Raw genomic sequence first — 19,612 nt, 5'->3', positions numbered from 1 at the left:
CCGCTACGTAAAATCGTCTTGTTCCCCAAAACATTGACGACGTAACTTTATTACTTATGTAAGAGTATTACAGTTTATAGGCTAAATTGTGTTGATTCACATCAGAATCGCACTTTTTTATCACGAGCTCTAACAATAGACAATCAATTTTCGTTATGCCACAACGGCAATCTATCACTCTTCAGCCCCACTCTACCAATCCGCTTCCAACTGCTGTTTTTCGTCTTTAATGACCACAGAATAAGGGTCCTGATGAATAAGGACATCCGCTTCGGGAAACGCAGACATCAATCTTTCTTCAACTTCATCGGCAATCCGATGCGCTTCGATCAATGGCATTAAATCATGTAATTCAAGATGTAACTGAATAAAACGAACGGGGCCTGACATACGCGTTCGTAGCTGATGGACACCCAACACCCCTTCTACCTCAGTACACACTTGTCGGATTTGTTGTAACTCTTCCTCGGGAAGCTGTCGGTCTAATAGCGATTGCACCGCCGTGTACGCCATTTTAAACGCACTAACCAAAATAAACACACCGATACCGATCGCAAACACAGAGTCAGCTTGACCAATACCATACCAGCTCAGGCCAAGTGCCAACATGATAGCGGCATTCATATAAATATCAGTTTGATAATGTAACGAATCAGCAGCGATGGCCTGACTGCCTGTTTTCTTAACCACGTAGCGCTGAAAAGCCACTAACCCAGATGTCACTACTAAAGCAAAGAGGCTGACATAAATACCTAACTCTGGCGAGCGAAGTTCGGTTGGCCTGAAAAAATGGTCAATCCCGTTAAGGATAAGGAAGCAAGCTGAACCGGAAATAAACATCGCTTGCGCCAACGCCGCGAGAGACTCCGCCTTACCGTGACCAAAAGTATGCTCTTTATCTGCGGGTTGAAGCGCATACCGCACGACAACTAAGTTGACGGCTGAGGCTGCTATATCCAATAAGGAATCAATCACGGAAGCTAACAAGCTCACGGAGCCTGTTGTCCACCACACGATAATTTTGGTAATCAATAGAAGGGTTGCAATGATGGTTGCAGCCCAGGCTGCCATTGTGACGAGTTTTGCGTAACTGTTTTTCATCTTCCGTGACGTTTTAGCTCAACATGACGCAAGTATACTTATTATTAGTGACAAAAATAGAAAAAGTGGCCAATTGGCCACTTTTAAAATATATCCACAGCGAAGCTAAGTGAAGTCCATTAGTAGAAATCGCGTTACTTTGCCGCTCTTGATTCCATTTTGCTTACGCACTTTTGCATGCGCTCTTGCTGTACTTCTTTAAGCTTAGCTTTTTGCTCTGGCGTCAAGATGCTGAGCATCTCATGTTGCTTTTCCATCATTTTAACGCGACGCTCGGTTTGCGTAGCGACCATTTCAGAAGCAAGTTCGTTGGCTGCGGCAGCATCAAACGTATCAGCAAGGACGACGTCTTGCATTTTTTGATGACGGGTCTGCATTTCTGAGGCTTTAGTCGCTGCATTCTCGCTGAATTTCGTCTTCATTTCTGACTTCATGGATTGACGCATCTCTTTCATTTGCTCTTTCTGCGCATCCGTCAAATCAAGCTGGCTAAACACTTTACGGTCAAAACCACCACACTGACCTTCACCACCTTTACCATGATGGCCGCCTTTGCCGCCATACGCTAAAGCACTCGCGGTTGCGAAAGTAAGGGGAAGGACCGCAGCTACAAGAACAAGTTTTTTTGCTAATTTCATAATCAATACCTTTGTTTTTTGAAGATAGCTGCGTTTGCATCCGTTTGCTTTGCAGCGCTTGAGTATAGAATAGAACTTAGTACGTAAAGCAACGCACGTAGAGCGTAAAGAATCGTAAAGATAGATATTTACAATAATTAACGCATTATTATTACCACGCAGTTAGTTTTTAAGAGATGCCCCATGATGAATATTCTGATTATTGATGATGACACCGAACTCACAAGCCTGTTAAAAGACATATTAAGCTTTGAAGGGTTTCAGGTTAGTGAGGCCAATGACGGCTTAGCCGGATTGGAAGCGATGAACCACGACATCGATCTTGTATTAATGGACGTCATGATGCCGCGCCTCAATGGTATGGACACGTTGAAAAAACTACGAGAACAATGGCAGACACCGGTGCTAATGCTAACAGCGAAAGGCGAAGAGATAGATCGGGTGATTGGTCTGGAACTTGGTGCCGATGATTACCTTCCTAAACCTTTTAGCGATCGAGAGCTTTTAGCACGCATTAAGGCTATTTTGCGCCGAACACAATCCATCCAAGCAGAACCGAGCCGTGATTGCGTGCGCTTCGACGACATTGAGGTCTTCCCCGGCAAGCAAGAAGCCACATGCCAAGGCCAAGCAATAGAGCTCACTAGTACCGAATTTGCACTGCTGCATTACTTCGTTTTAAAGCCCGGTGAAACCCTGACAAAAGAGGCACTCAGTCTAGATGTCTTAGGAAAACGATTGTCCGCTTTTGACCGTGCGGTTGATATGCACGTCTCCAACTTAAGAAAGAAATTACCAGAAAAACAAGATGGTAAGCCTAGAATTAAAACACTGCGTGGCCGAGGCTACCTGTTTGTTAAGGAGTAACGATGAAGCTGCCTAATTTTACCAGTTTATATGGCCGTATTTTTGCCATTTTCTGGTTTACCATGTTGTTGGTACTTATCGCCGTTCTCTCATTACCTCACCTTGATCCTCGAGTCGCTCGAGAAGTTCAAGGGGAACATCTAGAACGGCTATACAAATTACGTGATAACCTCGAAAACCGCTTCGATGGCCAAAACAACCTAGGCAAAATCATCTATCGCTTTGATAAACCGCCCACGCGAACCAACAGCCACCGAAATACTAATGGCCCTCGGCTATTTCTCGCAGATATGGACGGTAATATTTTAAGCACTCAACGTCATGAAGACTTTAAAATAAAAGCGCTGAAGAATTTCATCACTTCGGTAGAATCACCACAAAAGCCAATGCAAAAGCTCTATGGTAAATATATGCTTGCCGGCCCAGTGCCTGTCACTCTTGCCGAACAAAAGTTGCAATTATTCATTGGCTTAAAGTGGAACCAGCCACCACCCTTCCTACTACGAATGTTTGATAAGCCATTCCAACTGCTGCTCGTTGTTATGGCGGTGAGTACACCATTATTACTGTGGCTGGCATGGGCACTGACACAACCAGCCAGACGCTTAGAGCGCGCGGCCAAACGGGTGGCGAAAGGGGAGTTCAAGCCAGATCCTAGCTTAGAAAAAGGCACTTCTGAATTTAAACAAGCCGGGACCAGCTTTAACCAAATGGTGGCAGCCGTAAACCAGATGATTTCAGGCCAGCAACGGTTATTGTCTGATATCTCTCATGAATTACGCTCTCCCTTAACTCGCCTACGCATGGCAACAGCCTTGGCTACTCGTAAACAGGGAGAAAGCTCGGAGCTTTCGAGAATAGATACTGAAGCACAACGTCTAGAACAAATGATTTGCGAGTTGCTCGAGCTTTCTAGAATGAATACCGACAGCCATATTGTTCGGGAAAATCAACCCGCAAGTAGCCTATGGGAAGCCATATTAGATGATGCGCAGTTTGAGGCTGAACAAATGAATAAAGCCCTGACGTTTTCTGCTATTCCAGAAGCCTACGTATGCGGAAACCCTAAACTGCTGATGAGCGCCATTGAGAATATTATTCGTAATGCGATTCGCTATGGCGACACCGTGATTAATGTCGATATTCAGCAACATACCGAGAGTCTGCTGATCACCGTTGAAGATGACGGACCTGGCGTTCCAGAAGATGAATTGAACGATATTTTTCGACCTTTCTATCGAGTCTCTACCGCGCGCGACCGCGACTCTGGGGGAACGGGACTTGGGTTAGCCATTACACAAAGCGCCATACTGCAACACAGCGGTCAAATCGAGGCTTCTCGCAGCGCATTAGGTGGGCTTAAAATGCGTGTAGAACTGCCTCTGGCCTAAAACAAAAATAGCGGCATCAAGCGATATAGATTCTGCTATCTTTGTGATAGCCTCGCCGATAGTGATTAGCCTAAAAGGTATCAGAACCAATGAAAATTTTTAGTAACTTCGATAGTGGCAACATATGTGTTGTCAATGCTGACCACAAAGATGACATTCAACTGCGCATCAACAATGACAACCAATCTGAATTCTATCAATGGTTTCACTTCCGCCTTGAAACGACACCAGAGCAGTCGCATACCGTTAAGCTGATTGATCTGGCTAAGTCTGCCTACCCTGAAGGCTGGAAAGGCTATGATGTGGTGGCGTCTTATGATCGCGAAGAGTGGTTTCGTATTCCCGCCGACTTTGATGGCGACACGCTCTCATTCAACGTCATTCCTGAGCATGGCTCTATTTATTTTGCTTATTTTGCTCCATACACCTATGACCGCCATCAAGATCTACTGCATATGGCGCAAAGTGCGCACCACTGCTCGCTAGAAACGCTTGGTCATACGTTAGACAATAACGACATGAGCCTGCTGACCTTTGGTGAACCAGAAGAAGGCAAAAAGAAAATCTGGGTCATTGCCCGTCAGCATCCTGGGGAAAGCATGGCGGAATGGTTCATTGAAGGTATGATCCAGCGCTTACTTGATGACAGTGATACTGTGAGCCGAGCGTTACTAGAAAAAGCCGTTCTGTATGTCGTCCCGAATATGAACCCAGATGGCAGTATTCGTGGACACCTAAGGACTAACGCAGCAGGGGTTAACCTCAACCGTGAGTGGCAAACCCCTTCAATGGAGCAGAGTCCAGAAGTCTTCTTGGTTCGTGAACGTATGCTAGAAACTGGCGTAGATATGTTCCTCGATATCCATGGTGACGAAGCCATCCCTTATAATTTTGCTGCCGGTTCTGAAGGTATCCCTAGCTACGACGCCGCGTTTGCCAAACTAGAGGCCACTTTCAAACAAGCATTATTAACGATAACACCGGAATTCCAAGATGACATCGGTTACGACAAAGACGAACCAGGCAAAGCGAACCTGACTGTCGGCTCTAATTGGGTAGCCGAGCAATTCCACTGCTTATCGTACACGATTGAAATGCCATTTAAGGACAACAATAGCTATCCTGACCCTCTTTATGGCTGGTCACCAGAGCGCAGCGTTATCTTTGGCCACGATATGCTTGCTGCAACCCTTGCAGTGAGCGACAGCATCTAACGAGCTAAATTCAGTCGAATAACTCCCTATGTCCCTATGCTCAGTGCATCTCCACTGGCATAGGGCTTTCAGCACTCCTTAGCGACTTTGTTTATTCAGCGAACTCTCATACACCGCCCTTGAACACATTGCCAACCACATAAGGTATACTCTCGCCATATTTAGAAATTGTGAGCAGTCACGTTATGTTTGATATCGCACTCTACGAGCCAGAAATCGCCCCTAATACTGGTAATATAATCCGCCTGAGCGCCAACTGTGGAGCCAATTTACATCTCATCGAACCGTTAGGCTTCGATCTTGAAGAGAAGAAAGTAAGACGTGCAGGCTTGGACTACCATGACTTAGCCCGCGTAAAACGACACAAAGACTATGCCGCGTTTATTGCTTACTTAGATGAGCATAATCCTGAGCATCGTATATTTGCCTGTACGACAAAAACGACGGGACATCATACCGATGCTAACTTTAAAAAAGGGGACGTGCTGTTATTTGGTCCAGAAACTCGCGGGTTGCCCGCAGATCTTATCGATAGCCTACCTATGGAACAGCGCATTCGCATCCCAATGATGCCTGATGCACGAAGCCTAAACTTATCCAATGCGGTAGCGATTATCGCTTACGAAGCATGGCGTCAGTTTGATTTTCAAGGTGCAAGCTAATTGCTGACACAAAGGTAACGACTACGCACCACGCTGGTGTTGCCTTTCTTACAGACAATAAAAAACCCAGCTAAAAGCTGGGTTTTCATTACATGACAAATTGAAACCAATCAATTACTTGATTTTAGCTTCTTTGTACATAACGTGCTGGCGAACAACTGGATCAAATTTCTTGATCTCAAATTTACCTGGCATGTTACGCTTGTTTTTGTCAGTAGTGTAGAAGTGACCAGTACCTGCAGAAGATACTAGACGAATTTTCTCACGAATGCCTTTAGCCATTTGCGTAATTCCTCTTAAACGTTCTCGCCACGGGCACGTACGTCAACAAGAACAGCATCGATGCCTTTCTTATCAATGATACGCATACCTTTAGCGGTTAGACGTAGTTTAACAAAGCGTTTTTCGCTTTCTACCCAGAAACGATGAGTTTGTAGGTTCGGCAGAAAACGACGCTTAGTAGCATTTCGTGCGTGTGAACGGTTGTTACCCGTTACAGGACGCTTACCAGTTACTTGGCATACTCGGGACATGAATGTCTCTCCAAATCGTTTCAGCTCGATATCAACCTTGGTGGCCGAACCTCAAATACAAGAGGCCTTACCATTATGGAATACCCATACAAGGCTATCAAAGGTCGCGCATTATACTAACTTGCAATGCATTGCTCAAGACCCGAACAGATCCTTTTTTAGGATTTGTTGATCTTTTTGCTGCGAGCTGGCGTTAGATGATACTTTTAGTGCGCGAATAATAGCAGAAAAATATCAAAACAAAAGACCCGTCTCACAGATATTACAATAAAAAGTTAATTTCATCGCCAATCTGGTCAAATCCAGCCTCTTTCCGCAAATGATACCACTTCCCCCTCTCCCACCACAAAATGGTCTAACACTCTAATATCCACTAAACCCAATGCATCAGATAATCTTCTTGTGATTCGCCGATCGGCTTGACTAGGCTCAGCAATGCCAGAAGGATGGTTATGGGCAAGTATCACCGCAGCAGCATTATGGGCAAGTGCACGTTTAACCACCTCCCTCGGATACACTGACGCGGCATTAATGGTCCCCTCAAACATCACTTCATCAGCAATGACGCGATGCTGATTATCCAAAAACAGCACGTAGAAGGCTTCCCGCTGGCGATCTCGAAGCATGGACGTCAAATAATGCTTGGTATGTTCAGCACTTTGCAACGCATCGCCGCGCTCTATCTGCTCTGACAGATACCGCTTGCTCATTTCCAATACCGCTTGCAATTGAACATACTTGGCAACGCCCAACCCTTTATGCTGACAAAAGTCTTCCGCAGACGATGAAAAGAGCGCCCGCAATGAACCAAAGCGCTTAATGAGTGAGTCAGATAACTGAATCACATTGGTGCCCTTAATGCCGGTTCGCAAAAAGATAGCAAGCAGTTCAGCATCGGTTAACGCTGAACTGCCCTGCTTAAGCAGCTTTTCTCTTGGAAGTGACTCCGGCGGCAACGATTTGAGCCCCATAACTGACACCTGTTTATTCTATAAATGAAGATGTCGGTTATTTCCTAATCATCGTTAGAAAGATAGTCCGGTAGGACCCAGACGCGAGATAAGCGCGATTTCGATGTAATAATGATGTTTCTTTATATTGAACAAGGAGTGAGAAATGCTTGAAAGTAGCGAGATTCGGACGCATTTGCTATCTTAGCCGCAGCTAAATTTAAGGAGCTAGTTATGCAAACGTTGGCGGGAAAAAAAATACTACTTGGGATCAGTGGCGGTATCGCTGCTTATAAATGTGCCGAGCTGACTCGTCGACTCATTGAGCGAGGTGCTCAAGTTCAGGTAGTCATGACAAACGCAGCCAAAGAATTTATTACTCCGCTCACCATGCAAGCTGTCTCTGGTCGCCCTGTCTCTTATAGTTTGCTGGATCCAGCCGCCGAAGCATCAATGGGACATATTGAACTCGCAAAGTGGGCTGACTTGGTTTTATTAGCCCCTGCGACGGCTGATCTGATCGCCAGAATGTCTGCTGGCATGGGGAATGATTTACTGACGACTTTAGTCTTGGCGACTGACGCTCCGATTGCCGTCTCTCCAGCCATGAATCAACAGATGTATCTTAATGTCGCGACCCAAGAAAACATCGCGACACTTGCTCGTCGCAATATGATGATTTGGGGTCCTGCTGCGGGTGAACAAGCCTGTGGCGATGTGGGTCCAGGTCGCATGCTAGAACCAATGCAGCTCGTCGAGCAATGCGAGCAATTTTTTAGCCCTAAACCTTTAGCGGGTAAATCTGTTGTAATAACGGCAGGTCCAACCCGCGAAGCGATTGACCCCGTTCGCTATATTTCCAACCATAGCTCTGGAAAAATGGGATTCGCATTAGCCTCAGCCGCCCAGCAGCTCGGCGCAGACGTCACCCTTATTGCCGGCCCCGTATCAATAACAACGCCACATGGTGTTAAGCGTATAAATGTGGTCAGTGCTGAAGACATGCACCAAGCCGCCATGGCACAAGCCACCAGCCACGATATCTTTATCGGATGCGCTGCCGTTGCTGACTACCGACCTGTTGATATTGCCGCTCAGAAAATCAAGAAGACTGCCGATAATAATGATATGCAAATTACGATGGTGAAAAACCCTGATATCATCGCCGCCGTTGCCGCGTTATCAGTCTCTCGACCATTCACCGTTGGGTTTGCCGCAGAAACTCAAGATGTCGAAGCGTACGCGTTAGATAAGCTCAAACGTAAGAATCTGGATATGATTTGTGCAAATGATGTATCTGTGGAAGGACAAGGCTTTAATAGCGACACAAATACGATTACCGTGTACTGGAATGGTGGTCAACACACGCTAGGCTGCGCAACCAAGCTCGCGCTCAGCCATAGCATTGTACTGACGATTGCCGATCAAATGTCGAGCACGAATTAGCAATACACGATTTAGAATAGTTAGCTTAGCAAGACACATTGAATCGAAAACCCATGCTGACCCCGTCGGTTTATGCCAGATGCGCGCGTGATTTCTGCAATCAGATAACGCTTGAGAATTGAACAGAGATTGTTACCTAGCTCAATCATTTAGCATCTAAACCTACGTGGATAAAATGACCTTAGGTACACTATTTCGTCTACTTAAGGTTTTTTGTGATCAATTGGCAAAGCTGTAATCAAAAAGGAATAGGATTTATGTCCGTTACGAGAAAGTCGAATAGAAAAGAGGAAATCCTGCAAGCTCTAGCTCAAATGCTAGAGTCAAACGAAGGCACCTCTCGCATCACTACCGCTAAACTTGCTAAGCAAGTAGGTGTGTCTGAAGCGGCGCTCTATCGTCATTTCCCAAGCAAGGCTCGTATGTTTGAGGGATTAATTGAGTTCATTGAAGAATCGCTCATGTCTCGCATTAACCGCATCCTAGACGAAGAAAAAGATACCCTTACCCGTATTCAACTCGTTTTACAGCTCATTTTGGTTTTTTCCGAGCGTAACCCAGGACTCAGCCGTATACTTTCCGGTCATGCCCTGATGTTTGAGAATGAACGATTACGCGATCGTATCAATCAGCTCTACGAAAGAATTGAGACATCTTTACGTCAAATCTTGCGTGAGCGCAAAATTCGCGAAGGAAAAAGCTTTCCTGTTGATGATAAGATTCTCGCCGCGCAATTACTTGGTCAAGTTGAAGGCAGCCTGAACCGATTCGTTCGCTCTGATTTTAAGTATTCACCAACAGCAACCTTTGATGAATATTGGGCACTCCTAAAATTGCAATTACAGTAACCCTTATGAAAATAGATAAGAAACCCGATTTCACTCTATCCTTATTGCACCCAAAACACTGGGGTGTCTGGTTCGGATTTGGTTTACTCGCCCTCATCGTCAATGTACTGCCCTACTCCTTACTCTTTAGGTTAGGTCGTGGTATCGGTAAATTTGGTATGAGATTTGGCGGCAAGCGCGCCGATATTGCGCGTCGTAACCTCGAGTTAGCCTTTCCAGATAAAACACAGCAAGAGATGGATGAGTTTATTGAAGAGAATTTCAAAAACTCCGGTATGGCGTTAATTGAAACGGGGATCACTTGGTTTTGGCCGACTTGGCGTTTTCAGCGCTTACTCGTCGTCAAGGACATCACGGCTCTTAAACAACATGAAGCGAATAATAAAGGGGTGCTGCTGTGCTGTGTGCACGCCCTTAATTTAGAAATTACCGCCCGCGCTTTTGCCGTTTTAGGGTTACCTGGCTATGGCGCTTATCGCCCACACAGCAACCCTGCCTATGAATTCATTCAGTATCGCGGACGAACACGAAACGGCAATCAACTGATTTACCGCACCGATTTGAAGAAAATGATCAAGGTTATGCGCCAAGGTCATCGTCTCTTTTATCTTCCAGACCAAGATTATGGTCACAATAAATCGGTATTTGTGCCTTTTTTCGCGGTGCAAGAAACTTGTACAACAACAGGTACCAGCATATTGGCTCACACCAGTCGCTGCGCCATTGTTCCGGGCTCTGGCTTTCGAAATTCCGATGGCAAGTATGAAATCATTGCAGGTCAATCTATCGAAGATCAATACCCCCGAAAAGACGATGTCGCCGCAGCAGCCTACATGAACCACTATGTTGAAGAGATTATCTTGCGAGCGCCAGAACAATGGTTATGGATGCACAAACGCTTTAAGTCTCTTCCCGATCATTCACTCACTAACTCTCGCTATCTATAGGGGTGCTATGAGCAACCAAAATAATACTGAGAAGCACCTCTATGACCCGCGTTTTCAATGGTCTTTCCTACACCCTAAACATTGGGGAACATGGTTAGGGGTCCTGCTCGCGGCGTTGCTGGCGTTTATTCCGGCTAAACCTCGCGACCGCTTCGCTCGCTACTTATCCACATTCATTGTTAAAAAGAACGGTCGAGTCATACGCCGTGCCCGTATTAACCTAGAGAAGTGCTTTCCAGAAAAGTCGCAGCAAGAAATCCAAGCGATTGTGGATGAAACCTTTGCCAAGGCTGCGCAATACTTATTGGGTTACTCTGAGTTCTTGGTGCGTTCGACTAAGCATAATCAAAGTCGTGGTGTGATGATCGGCGAAGAAAATTTACTGCCCCTTCTTGATGCCGGAGAAAACGTCATCATATTGGCACCACACGCGTGGGCCGTTGATTACCCTGCTGTCATGCTGGCTGCTCAAGGGCATAAAGTCACCACCATTATGAAGCCACAAAATAACCCTATTGGCGACTGGCTCATGCACGTACAGCGCATGCAGTATGGCGGAAGAATCTTTGCGCGTAGTGCTGGCGTTAAACCGTTCGTGCGTTCTATCAAGGATGGCTACATTGGCTATTGGCTGCCTGACGAAGACCATGGTCCTCAAAACTCGGTTTTTGTTCCTTTCTTTGCAACAGAGAAAGCGACGCTAAAAGGCTTTGGTAAAATGTCTCGGCTATCGCGAGCGAAAGTAGTGCCAGTATTACCCGCCTATAACGACAAAACCAGCCAGTATGAAGTTCACATCCTTCCGGCGATTGAAGGCTTCCCTACAGGTGATGAAGAATCAGATGCTCGCGCCATGAATAAGGCGATCGAAGATCTACTTAAAGAAAGGCCAGAGCAATACATGTGGAATTTGTATCTCCTGGAAACCCAAAGAGACGGTTCTAGGATCTACCAATAACAAAAAAGGGCTTGCCGTCATCAACGGTAAGCCCTTTTTTATTTGTCTCGTCTTATCAAATACTCATGCGTTCAAGTCCTCTCGGCACCCTATATCACACATCATCACTCTGGCTGACAGAGCTCACAATAGAAGGTGTTTCTCTGACCTATCTTTTGCTCTTTAATCTCCTCGCCACACCGCTTGCAAGGCTCACCAGCACGACCATAAACCAGTAACTCTTGAGCAAAGTACCCAGGCTTACCGTCTGTTTGGGAGAAATCTTTTAGAGTGGTACCACCTTGTGCAATGGCTTGGGCTAATATCGCTTTTATCTCTTTGACAAGTCGTTGCCAATCGGACATTTTCAAGCGATGAGTCGCCGTTAATGGATGGATACCCGCGCTAAACAAAGATTCACTGGCATAAATATTACCAACACCGACCACATTGGCATTGGTCATGATAAACGTCTTCACAGCCACACGCTTATTTTTAGCCCGCTCCATCATCCACTGCGCAGAAAAATCATCGGTTAGTGGCTCTGGTCCGCAATTGTCCAAAAGCTCATGAGACTCGCCAGGCGCGCACCATAACCATGCGCCAAAACGACGAGGATCGTTATAACGCATGACTTTACCATTGCTTAATACTAAATCGACGTGATCATGTTTTTCTGGAGATGGGGGATGAGCGAGTACTCGTAAGCTCCCCGACATCCCCAAATGAATAATGGCGCTACCTTTCGCGGTATCAATCAACAAATACTTGGCTCGACGGCGAATATTTAAAATCGCTTCACCATGTAACTGGTGAATATCCTCCGGGATCATCCAGCGCAACTGACGCTTGCGAACAACGATTTCTTGAATAGTTTGATTCAGTAGATGCGGACTAATACCAAGGCGGGAAACCTCTACTTCTGGCAACTCAGGCATAAATTCCTCTATTTATTTCTGTTGTTCGCTATTACGTCGCATGCTATTACTTCGCGTAAAGTGGTAGAAGATCACCTTCATCAAAGCTTACCGCGACCCATTCTTGCTGATACGTAGTCATTAACCAAAACTGATCCAGTCGATAAGCCGTAACTCGTTGTGGTTCCTCTGCTTCTTGATACCACACTTCAATGGTGACTGGGTTTTCAAGGGCAGGTTTCAGGCGCTGTAAAGTAGGCTCATCAACAACCGTGCCACGGATCCCTTGCCAGTTAAGTACCAACTGATTCGCCTGGTCATTAAAGCGCTCAGGGATAGCAAGCCACTGAGCTTGCTCCAGCGAGGATGACCCACCCTCTAAATAGAGCTGTAGCCCCGCCGCGTTTATTTCGATGACGCGATCGTTAGGATTTAAAATCATCCCTGGCAACCATTGCCCTTGAGAGGACGGCTCTTGAGAGGACGCCTGGGGTTGCGGCGAGATAAGGTACTGCTTAATAAGCGTTGGTGCCGCCATCACTCCCATAAAGAGAATAATGGCGATCATTAAAACGTTGTTCCAACGTCGCCGAGTCAGCTTAAAGCGAGTTAACATAAGCGGTCAGTTCAACTTGTTTCTATCGTTGTCATCTTTGCGTTCGAATTCACCTTCAAACGTATTGCTATCTTGCCCTTGACCATCAAATGGACCGCGCTGAAACGGATCGTGGGACTGAAAGCCACCTTGGGAACCGTGACCTTGATGGAAACCGCCTTGCATGGTGTTAACCACTACTTTGCTCATCAAGTATTTTGCAATGGCCGCACGAGGGGCGGGTAATAACACCAACATTCCCATCGCATCCGTCATGAAGCCTGGCGTCAGTAACAGCACACCAGACACAGCAAGCATAACGCCTTCCACGATTTGCTGGGCTGGCATCTCACCTTTCTGAAGGCGCGTTTGTACCGACATCAACGTTTGTAGCCCTTGGCTACGAACTAATGTCGCCCCAACAAAAGCCGTGATTAAAACTAAGCCAATGGTCGGCCATAGCCCTAAGAAGCCACCCACTTGAATAAACAAGCCAATTTCAATAATTGGCACACAAATAAAGAGTAATAATAATATCGGAAACACTGTGTCCTCCTTGGTTTGCTGTCAGTTTACGCCCACATTGAAGCAAACCACAAATAATTCGCTCACATTGCTTAGTATTGCCAAAGAAATAGTTTTACAAGGTATGTACCCAAGCGTAGGTAAATAATTATTTGATGCGCATCTCATCCCACATCAATCGATAAGATTTCTGCAATAATTAGGTTAAAAAGGTGATCCAGCTACTATTTTTATGTGCCACTTTGAGTAATATGTTTCCTATAAATCAGGACGTAATAACCAGCCAATTATTCTGGCGAATGGATTCTTTAAAACAGATATGGCAAAGACCCTGTAATCTAAGCAGAACAATTATCTAAGGATCCAAGTATGGCTACTTCCACCCTCGCTCCAAACACAGCGGCTAAAGCCACTCGCATCGAAGAAGATCTATTAGGTCAACGTCATGTTCCAGCGGATGCTTATTACGGCATTCATACTCTACGCGCGATTGAAAACTTCAATATCTCCAATGCCACTATCTCTGATGTGCCTGATTTTGTGCGCGGCATGGTAATGACGAAAAAGGCAGCAACGCTGGCTAACCGTGAGCTAGGCGTCTTACCTAAAGATGTGGCGCAGTACATTATTCAAGCCTGTGATGTGATCTTAGAAACAGGTAAATGCATGGACCAATTCCCGTCGGATGTTTTCCAAGGTGGTGCGGGTACATCGGTTAACATGAACACTAATGAAGTGATTGCTAACGTTGCCCTTGAATTAATGGGCAAAGAAAAAGGCCAATACGAGTTCATTAACCCTAACGACCACGTAAACAAAAGTCAGTCAACCAACTGCGCCTACCCAACGGGCTTCCGTATCGCGGTCTTCAACAGCGTGAAAAAACTCATGGACTCAATCGAATACCTAAAAGGGGCATTCGAATCTAAGAGCCAAGAGTTCTCTGGTATCTTAAAAATGGGCCGTACTCAACTACAAGATGCTGTGCCGATGACGGTGGGCCAAGAGTTCCACGCCTGGGCGGTAACGCTTAACGAAGAAATTAAAAATCTTGACTATACCTCTAAGCTTTTGCTCGAGGTTAACCTGGGCGCAACCGCAATTGGTACTGGTCTTAACGCAGCACCGGGTTATCAGGAATTAGCCGTTAAGCACCTATCCAGCGTTACCGGACTTGAGTGTGTACCTGCAGAAGATTTGATTGAAGCAACGTCAGACTGTGGTGCCTACGTAATGACGCACAGCGCCCTAAAACGCTTAGCTGTTAAGCTATCTAAAATCTGTAATGACCTTCGCCTGCTCTCTTCTGGCCCTCGCTCAGGCTTAAACGAGTTAAACCTACCAGAGCTGCAGGCTGGTTCATCAATCATGCCAGCAAAAGTAAACCCAGTTGTTCCAGAGGTGGTAAACCAAGTGTGCTTTAAAGTCCTTGGTAATGACAATACCATTTCGTTTGCTGCTGAAGGTGGACAACTGCAACTCAACGTGATGGAACCAGTCATTGCACAGAGCATGTTTGAATCCTTAGAGATCCTAAAAAATGCCTGTGTAAACTTACGAGACAAGTGTGTTGATGGCATCACGGTGAATAAAGAAGTCTGTGAAAGTTATGTGTATAACTCAATTGGTATCGTAACGTATCTGAACCCTTACATCGGTCACCACGAGGGCGATATCGTCGGAAAAATCTGCGCAGAAACCGGTAAAAGTGTTAAAGAAGTGGTACTTGAGCGTGGTCTTCTATCGGAAGAAGAGCTTGATGATATTTTCTCGGTAGACAACCTGATGAAACCTCAGTATAAAGCCAAGCGCTACGAATAACGTTTACTTAAGGCTCCCTATAGGGGGCCTTTTTACTGGTTATTACGAACACATCGCATTCAACAATGCAGATTTAACGCAAAACAACCGTTCGCTTTCCGCCTATGCTTGTTGGGATTGATTAAGCGAACGATAACTCGAGGAATTACTATGGTTGCTATAGAACTCGCCGTCGTACTACTGTTCATTTATTTGGGCGCACGTATCGGCGGTATTGGTATTGGTTTAGCAGGGGGCGCTGGTGTCATCGCTCTTTCTCTCATTTTAGGTGTCCCTACAAGCCAATCATACATCCCCGTTGATGTTATCTTGATCATCATGTCTGTTATTACCGCAATCGCGGCGATGCAAGTGGCCGGCGGTATGGACTGGTTAGTACAAATTGCAGAAAACTTCTTACGAAAACACCCCGAGCGTATTACCTTTTACGCTCCCATCGTCACCTTCCTCATGACACTGCTCGCGGGTACGGGTCACACCGCTTTCTCTACATTGCCAGTTATCGCTGAGGTAGCAAAAGGCCAAGGTGTTCGTCCTTCTCGCCCGCTGTCAATTGCTGTTGTTGCGTCGCAAATCGCCATCACCGCTTCACCGATCTCTGCCGCAGTCGTAGCATTTGCCGCCATGCTGGCACCAATGGGCGTCGATTACCTAACCCTGCTCGCGGTTTGTATCCCAACAACGTTCATCGCCTGTATGGTCGGTGCGTTTGTTGCCAACTTCATGGGCAGTGAACTGAAAGATGATCCGGTTTATCAAGAGCGCCTTGCTCAAGGTCTGATTAAGCTCAACACGACCCAAAAGCGCGATATTCTGCCGACAGCAAAGACGGCTACCTATATTTTCTTAGCCGCCATCATATTTGTGGTTTGTTATGCCGCGGCTATCTCCGGCTCAGTAGGTTTGATTGAAAATCCAGCACTAGGTCGTAATGAAGCAATTATGACCATCATGTTGGCTGCCGCTGGCGCTATCACGTTATTTACTAAGATCGATGCTTCGCAAATTCCTGCGGCGGCGACATTCCGCTCCGGTATGACGGCGTGTGTTTGTGTGTTAGGTGTTGCGTGGTTAGGTTCAACATTCGTCAATGCCCATGTCGATGAAATTAAAGACTTTGCAGGGGCCTTATTACAAGACTACCCATGGATGCTAGCGCTAGTCTTATTCTTTGCTTCGATGCTGCTTTACTCTCAAGGTGCAACAACCGTCGCGTTGATGCCAGCAGCACTCGCGATTGGTGTTGCTCCACTTACCGCTGTGGCTTCTTTTGCTGCGGTGAGCGCACTATTTGTATTGCCAACCTACCCTACGCTGCTGGCTGCGGTAGAAATGGATGACACGGGCTCTACACGTATTGGTCAATACGTATTTAACCACCCGTTTTTCATCCCAGGTGTCGCAACGATTAGTACCGCTGTCGCGCTTGGGTTTGCTTTTGGTGGTCTACTCATCGGCTAAGCACTCCCGACATTACCTCCATTTAAAAGAGCAACGCATTACGTTGCTCTTTTTTTATCCTTGCTTGAAACAAAACTTCCTATCTGCCTGTCTTAGGTTAAGATAACTTTCAGTAATTTTCGATAACTCAAACGTGAACTCACAAGTAACGCCTTATGATAAGAATATTCGTTAAGCTCGTATTGCTCTCTCTTATGACCTTCTCATGGTCAAGCTTTGCACAATTTGGACAAGGTTCCGATTTAGCCTTTACACCTAAATCAAACAATACCTTTGTTCCGGTAGATGAGGCATTTCCACTTAATTATTATCAGCAAGGACAACGTGTTTTTATCGACTGGCAGGTCAAAGACGACTATTACCTATACCAAGATAGAATCCTGATCAGTGGTGATAACATCACTATTGGCACCATTGAAATGGAAGATGGCACGCCCTACCAAGATGAGTTTTTTGGCAAGGTTAACATTTACACTGAACCGCTATTTATTCAGGTGCCGCTGGAATCATACCAACCCGATGGCAAACTGATTGTTCAATACCAAGGTTGTGCCAAAGCTGGCTTTTGTTACCCTCCGGAAACTCGTATCATTGATATTGCCCCATTTACTTTCGATGATGCTGCTACAGCAACAAACTCAACTCAAGTCATCAATAAGACACCCGCAGAGTCCGCAATATCTGCGCCAGCATTAGACAATGACCTAACCAGCAAACTCTCACAGGTCTGGTGGACGCCAGCGCTGTTTTTATTACTCGGTGTTGGGCTCGCGTTTACGCCCTGCGTGCTCCCTATGTATCCGATACTAACCAGTATTGTCTTAGGTGGAGGGAAACGTACTCAAAAACAAGCGCTCGGCCTTTCTTTTGTCTACGTTCAAGGCATGGCGCTTACCTATACCTTGCTTGGCTTAGTCGTCGCTTCGGCTGGCATGCAATTTCAAGCCGCGATGCAACACCCTTATGTCCTAATTGGTCTTAGTGTGCTCTTTATCGCGCTCGCACTCTCGATGTTCGGCCTGTATACCATACAATTACCATCGAAAGTTCAAACTTGGTTAAACGGCCTGAGTAATCAACAGCAGGGAGGCAATTTACTCGGTGTGTTCTTAATGGGCGCCATCTCAGGGCTCGTCTGCTCACCGTGCACAACCGCCCCTCTGTCAGGCGCTTTACTTTACGTCGCACAAAGTGGTGATCTTCTAATTGGTGGCGTCGCTCTCTATGCGCTGGCACTAGGAATGGGTATTCCGCTGATCGCAGCTGCCGTGTTTGGTAATAAACTGCTACCTAAAGCGGGCGGATGGATGGACCGCGTTAAAGTGTTGTTTGGGTTTGTCTTACTCGCTGCTCCGATTTTCTTACTTGAACGAATTCTACCGGAGCTGTGGGCAACCATACTATGGTCTAGTTTAGGTGTGATCGGCTTTGGCTGGCTATACCATCAGAAAAACTCGCTAACGTTTGGTGGTTGGAAGCAAAGCTTTGTTGGCATTATTGCAATCCTTGGCCTCTTCGCCTCCGCTCAACCCACCTTGCAATATTGGTTTGGTGACACGGTTCAGAATGAAGCACAAATTACCTTTACGCGCGTCAATAATATCAACGAGCTCAATCAAGCACTCGAACAAGCAAAACTAGCGGGCAAACCTGTCATGCTCGATTTCTATGCTGATTGGTGCGTCGCGTGTAAAGAGTTTGAAAAGTACACCTTCCACGATCCTGCCGTAGAGTCGGTATTAGATAACTTTGTGCTACTGCAAGCGGATGTCACCAAAAACCAACCCCAAGATATTGAACTGCTCAAAGCCATGAATGTTTTAGGGTTGCCGACCATTGAATTTTGGGACGCTCAAGGGCAAGCGCAACCCAATGCAAGGTTGACAGGGTTTGTGCCAGCTGAAGATTTCTTGCAACACTTGAGAAAAAACCAATTAACTCAGTAAAAAACTCGATTCTCATCAGAGTTTTGCATTGAGCTAATTGTTTGCTGGCGCAAGAGAATCAATAATAGTATTAACATTTTATTAAAAAGTTGAGATGACATGGAACCGACGTACACCATCATTATCGCTGACGATCATCCGCTGTTTAGAAATGCACTTTTCCAATCAGTGCATATGGCGATAAGTGGTGCCAACCTGCTAGAAGCGGATTCATTGTCTTCTCTACTTGGCTTACTTGAAAAAAGCGAAGAGCCGGATCTCATTTTACTCGACTTAAAAATGCCTGGCGCAAATGGCATGTCAGGGCTAATTCAGCTTAGAGCCGACCACCCGGACATCCCCATAGTGGTCATTTCAGCAAGCGAAGAAGCCAGTATCGTCTCGCAAGTAAAAATGCATGGGGCGTTTGGGTTCATCCCTAAATCAAGCGATATGAAAGTCCTCATCGGCGCTCTAAATCAAGTACTTGACGGTGAACCCTATTTTCCTATCGAGCTAATGTCTGATGACGCGACTTATAGTGACCTCGCAGAGAAAATTGCGACACTAACACCGCAACAATACAAGGTGTTGGGCATGCTGTCAGACGGTTTGCTTAATAAACAAATCGCCTATGATTTGAATGTTTCAGAGGCCACCATAAAAGCGCATATGACGGCAATTTTCAGAAAGCTTGGCGTAAAGAATCGAACCCAAGCCGTCATTTTACTCAATGAGGCGAGCGAATAAAAAAGCCCCGACCAATCATTATCGATTTGTCGGGGCCCTTTACACGTCATCCACCAGCGTTTGTTTTAGGTGCGAGAGTGATAC

20 protein-coding genes are annotated in these 19,612 nt (G+C 45.9%); 12 read left to right on the top strand and 8 right to left on the bottom strand.

Going from position 1 to position 19,612, the window contains the following annotated elements; all coding sequences use genetic code 11:
* Window positions 1-192 precede the first annotated feature (192 nt).
* Window positions 193-1,101: a CDF family cation-efflux transporter FieF gene (fieF, locus tag MD535_RS09765; RefSeq protein WP_265674861.1), complete on the bottom strand. Its 909-nt coding sequence runs from the start codon at window positions 1,099-1,101 to the stop codon at window positions 193-195.
* 134 nt (window positions 1,102-1,235) lie between these two features.
* The gene (locus tag MD535_RS09760) at window positions 1,236-1,739 is read right to left on the bottom strand and encodes a CpxP family protein (RefSeq protein WP_265674860.1); all 504 of its coding nucleotides are present in this window, start codon (window positions 1,737-1,739) and stop codon (window positions 1,236-1,238) included.
* Window positions 1,740-1,922: 183 nt separating this feature from the next.
* On the opposite strand from MD535_RS09760, the gene MD535_RS09755 reads away from it, so the two are divergent.
* The 4 genes from MD535_RS09755 (at window position 1,923) to MD535_RS09740 (ending at window position 5,873) form a co-directional block, all read left to right on the top strand.
* Complete coding sequence (locus MD535_RS09755; protein WP_265674859.1) at window positions 1,923-2,606, top strand: response regulator; 684 nt, start codon at window positions 1,923-1,925, stop codon at window positions 2,604-2,606.
* Window positions 2,607-2,608: 2 nt separating this feature from the next.
* On the top strand, window positions 2,609-3,997 hold the full coding sequence (gene cpxA / locus MD535_RS09750) for an envelope stress sensor histidine kinase CpxA (RefSeq protein ID WP_265674858.1): 1,389 nt from the start codon (window positions 2,609-2,611) through the stop codon (window positions 3,995-3,997).
* Window positions 3,998-4,086: 89 nt separating this feature from the next.
* Entirely contained in the window at window positions 4,087-5,211 is a 1,125-nt protein-coding gene (locus tag MD535_RS09745) for a M14 family metallopeptidase (protein WP_265674857.1), read from the top strand.
* A gap of 185 nt (window positions 5,212-5,396) precedes the next feature.
* On the top strand, window positions 5,397-5,873 hold the full coding sequence (locus MD535_RS09740) for a tRNA (cytidine(34)-2'-O)-methyltransferase (RefSeq protein WP_265674856.1): 477 nt from the start codon (window positions 5,397-5,399) through the stop codon (window positions 5,871-5,873).
* A gap of 114 nt (window positions 5,874-5,987) precedes the next feature.
* On the opposite strand, the gene rpmG is transcribed toward MD535_RS09740, so the two are convergent.
* From rpmG to radC, 3 genes are all read right to left on the bottom strand, one after another.
* Window positions 5,988-6,155, bottom strand: coding sequence for a 50S ribosomal protein L33 (rpmG, locus tag MD535_RS09735; protein ID WP_002535344.1), 168 nt, complete (start codon window positions 6,153-6,155; stop codon window positions 5,988-5,990).
* 14 nt (window positions 6,156-6,169) lie between these two features.
* Window positions 6,170-6,406, bottom strand: a complete 237-nt coding sequence (gene rpmB / locus MD535_RS09730) for a 50S ribosomal protein L28 (RefSeq protein WP_076589033.1) — start codon at window positions 6,404-6,406, stop codon at window positions 6,170-6,172.
* Window positions 6,407-6,702: 296 nt separating this feature from the next.
* The gene (gene radC, locus MD535_RS09725; RefSeq protein WP_265674684.1) at window positions 6,703-7,377 is read right to left on the bottom strand and encodes a RadC family protein; all 675 of its coding nucleotides are present in this window, start codon (window positions 7,375-7,377) and stop codon (window positions 6,703-6,705) included.
* Between the two features lie 213 nt (window positions 7,378-7,590).
* Between radC and coaBC the strand changes: the two genes are divergently transcribed.
* The 4 genes from coaBC to lpxM all read left to right on the top strand — a co-directional run bounded on the left by coaBC (window position 7,591) and on the right by lpxM (window position 11,555).
* Window positions 7,591-8,802 carry a bifunctional phosphopantothenoylcysteine decarboxylase/phosphopantothenate--cysteine ligase CoaBC gene (coaBC, locus tag MD535_RS09720; RefSeq protein ID WP_265674682.1) on the top strand — a complete coding sequence of 404 codons (1,212 nt, stop codon included), beginning with the start codon at window positions 7,591-7,593 and terminating at the stop codon, window positions 8,800-8,802.
* 257 nt (window positions 8,803-9,059) lie between these two features.
* Entirely contained in the window at window positions 9,060-9,650 is a 591-nt protein-coding gene (gene slmA / locus MD535_RS09715) for a nucleoid occlusion factor SlmA (protein ID WP_250618704.1), read from the top strand.
* 5 nt (window positions 9,651-9,655) lie between these two features.
* A complete protein-coding gene (gene lpxL, locus MD535_RS09710) occupies window positions 9,656-10,597 on the top strand; it encodes an LpxL/LpxP family Kdo(2)-lipid IV(A) lauroyl/palmitoleoyl acyltransferase (protein ID WP_265674679.1) in 942 nt (313 codons plus the stop codon).
* A gap of 7 nt (window positions 10,598-10,604) precedes the next feature.
* Window positions 10,605-11,555: a lauroyl-Kdo(2)-lipid IV(A) myristoyltransferase gene (lpxM, locus tag MD535_RS09705; protein ID WP_265674677.1), complete on the top strand. Its 951-nt coding sequence runs from the start codon at window positions 10,605-10,607 to the stop codon at window positions 11,553-11,555.
* A 104-nt stretch (window positions 11,556-11,659) separates the two neighbouring features.
* Here the strand turns inward: lpxM and mutM are convergent, their stop codons facing one another.
* Genes mutM through MD535_RS09690 form a run of 3 tightly spaced genes read right to left on the bottom strand, consistent with a single transcriptional unit; the run spans window position 11,660 to window position 13,592 of the window.
* Window positions 11,660-12,472 carry a bifunctional DNA-formamidopyrimidine glycosylase/DNA-(apurinic or apyrimidinic site) lyase gene (gene mutM, locus MD535_RS09700; protein WP_265674675.1) on the bottom strand — a complete coding sequence of 271 codons (813 nt, stop codon included), beginning with the start codon at window positions 12,470-12,472 and terminating at the stop codon, window positions 11,660-11,662.
* A 46-nt stretch (window positions 12,473-12,518) separates the two neighbouring features.
* Complete coding sequence (locus MD535_RS09695) at window positions 12,519-13,067, bottom strand: hypothetical protein (RefSeq protein WP_265674674.1); 549 nt, start codon at window positions 13,065-13,067, stop codon at window positions 12,519-12,521.
* 6 nt (window positions 13,068-13,073) lie between these two features.
* Complete coding sequence (locus MD535_RS09690) at window positions 13,074-13,592, bottom strand: FxsA family protein (protein ID WP_265674673.1); 519 nt, start codon at window positions 13,590-13,592, stop codon at window positions 13,074-13,076.
* 348 nt (window positions 13,593-13,940) lie between these two features.
* Here MD535_RS09690 and aspA point away from each other — a divergent pair, with 348 nt between their 5' ends.
* The 4 genes from aspA (at window position 13,941) to MD535_RS09670 (ending at window position 19,528) form a co-directional block, all read left to right on the top strand.
* Entirely contained in the window at window positions 13,941-15,392 is a 1,452-nt protein-coding gene (gene aspA, locus MD535_RS09685) for an aspartate ammonia-lyase (protein WP_265674672.1), read from the top strand.
* A 150-nt stretch (window positions 15,393-15,542) separates the two neighbouring features.
* Window positions 15,543-16,853, top strand: a complete 1,311-nt coding sequence (locus MD535_RS09680) for an anaerobic C4-dicarboxylate transporter (protein ID WP_265674670.1) — start codon at window positions 15,543-15,545, stop codon at window positions 16,851-16,853.
* A gap of 158 nt (window positions 16,854-17,011) precedes the next feature.
* On the top strand, window positions 17,012-18,799 hold the full coding sequence (locus MD535_RS09675; protein WP_265674903.1) for a protein-disulfide reductase DsbD: 1,788 nt from the start codon (window positions 17,012-17,014) through the stop codon (window positions 18,797-18,799).
* A 99-nt stretch (window positions 18,800-18,898) separates the two neighbouring features.
* On the top strand, window positions 18,899-19,528 hold the full coding sequence (locus MD535_RS09670) for a response regulator transcription factor (protein ID WP_265674668.1): 630 nt from the start codon (window positions 18,899-18,901) through the stop codon (window positions 19,526-19,528).
* Window positions 19,529-19,612 lie beyond the last annotated feature (84 nt).

Origin of the sequence: Vibrio qingdaonensis, assembly GCF_026191675.1 — a bacterium.
Lineage (GTDB): Bacteria > Pseudomonadota > Gammaproteobacteria > Enterobacterales > Vibrionaceae > Vibrio > Vibrio qingdaonensis.
Note: the sequence above shows the minus strand (reverse complement) of the source record. Positions and strands in the feature narration are given on the sequence as shown.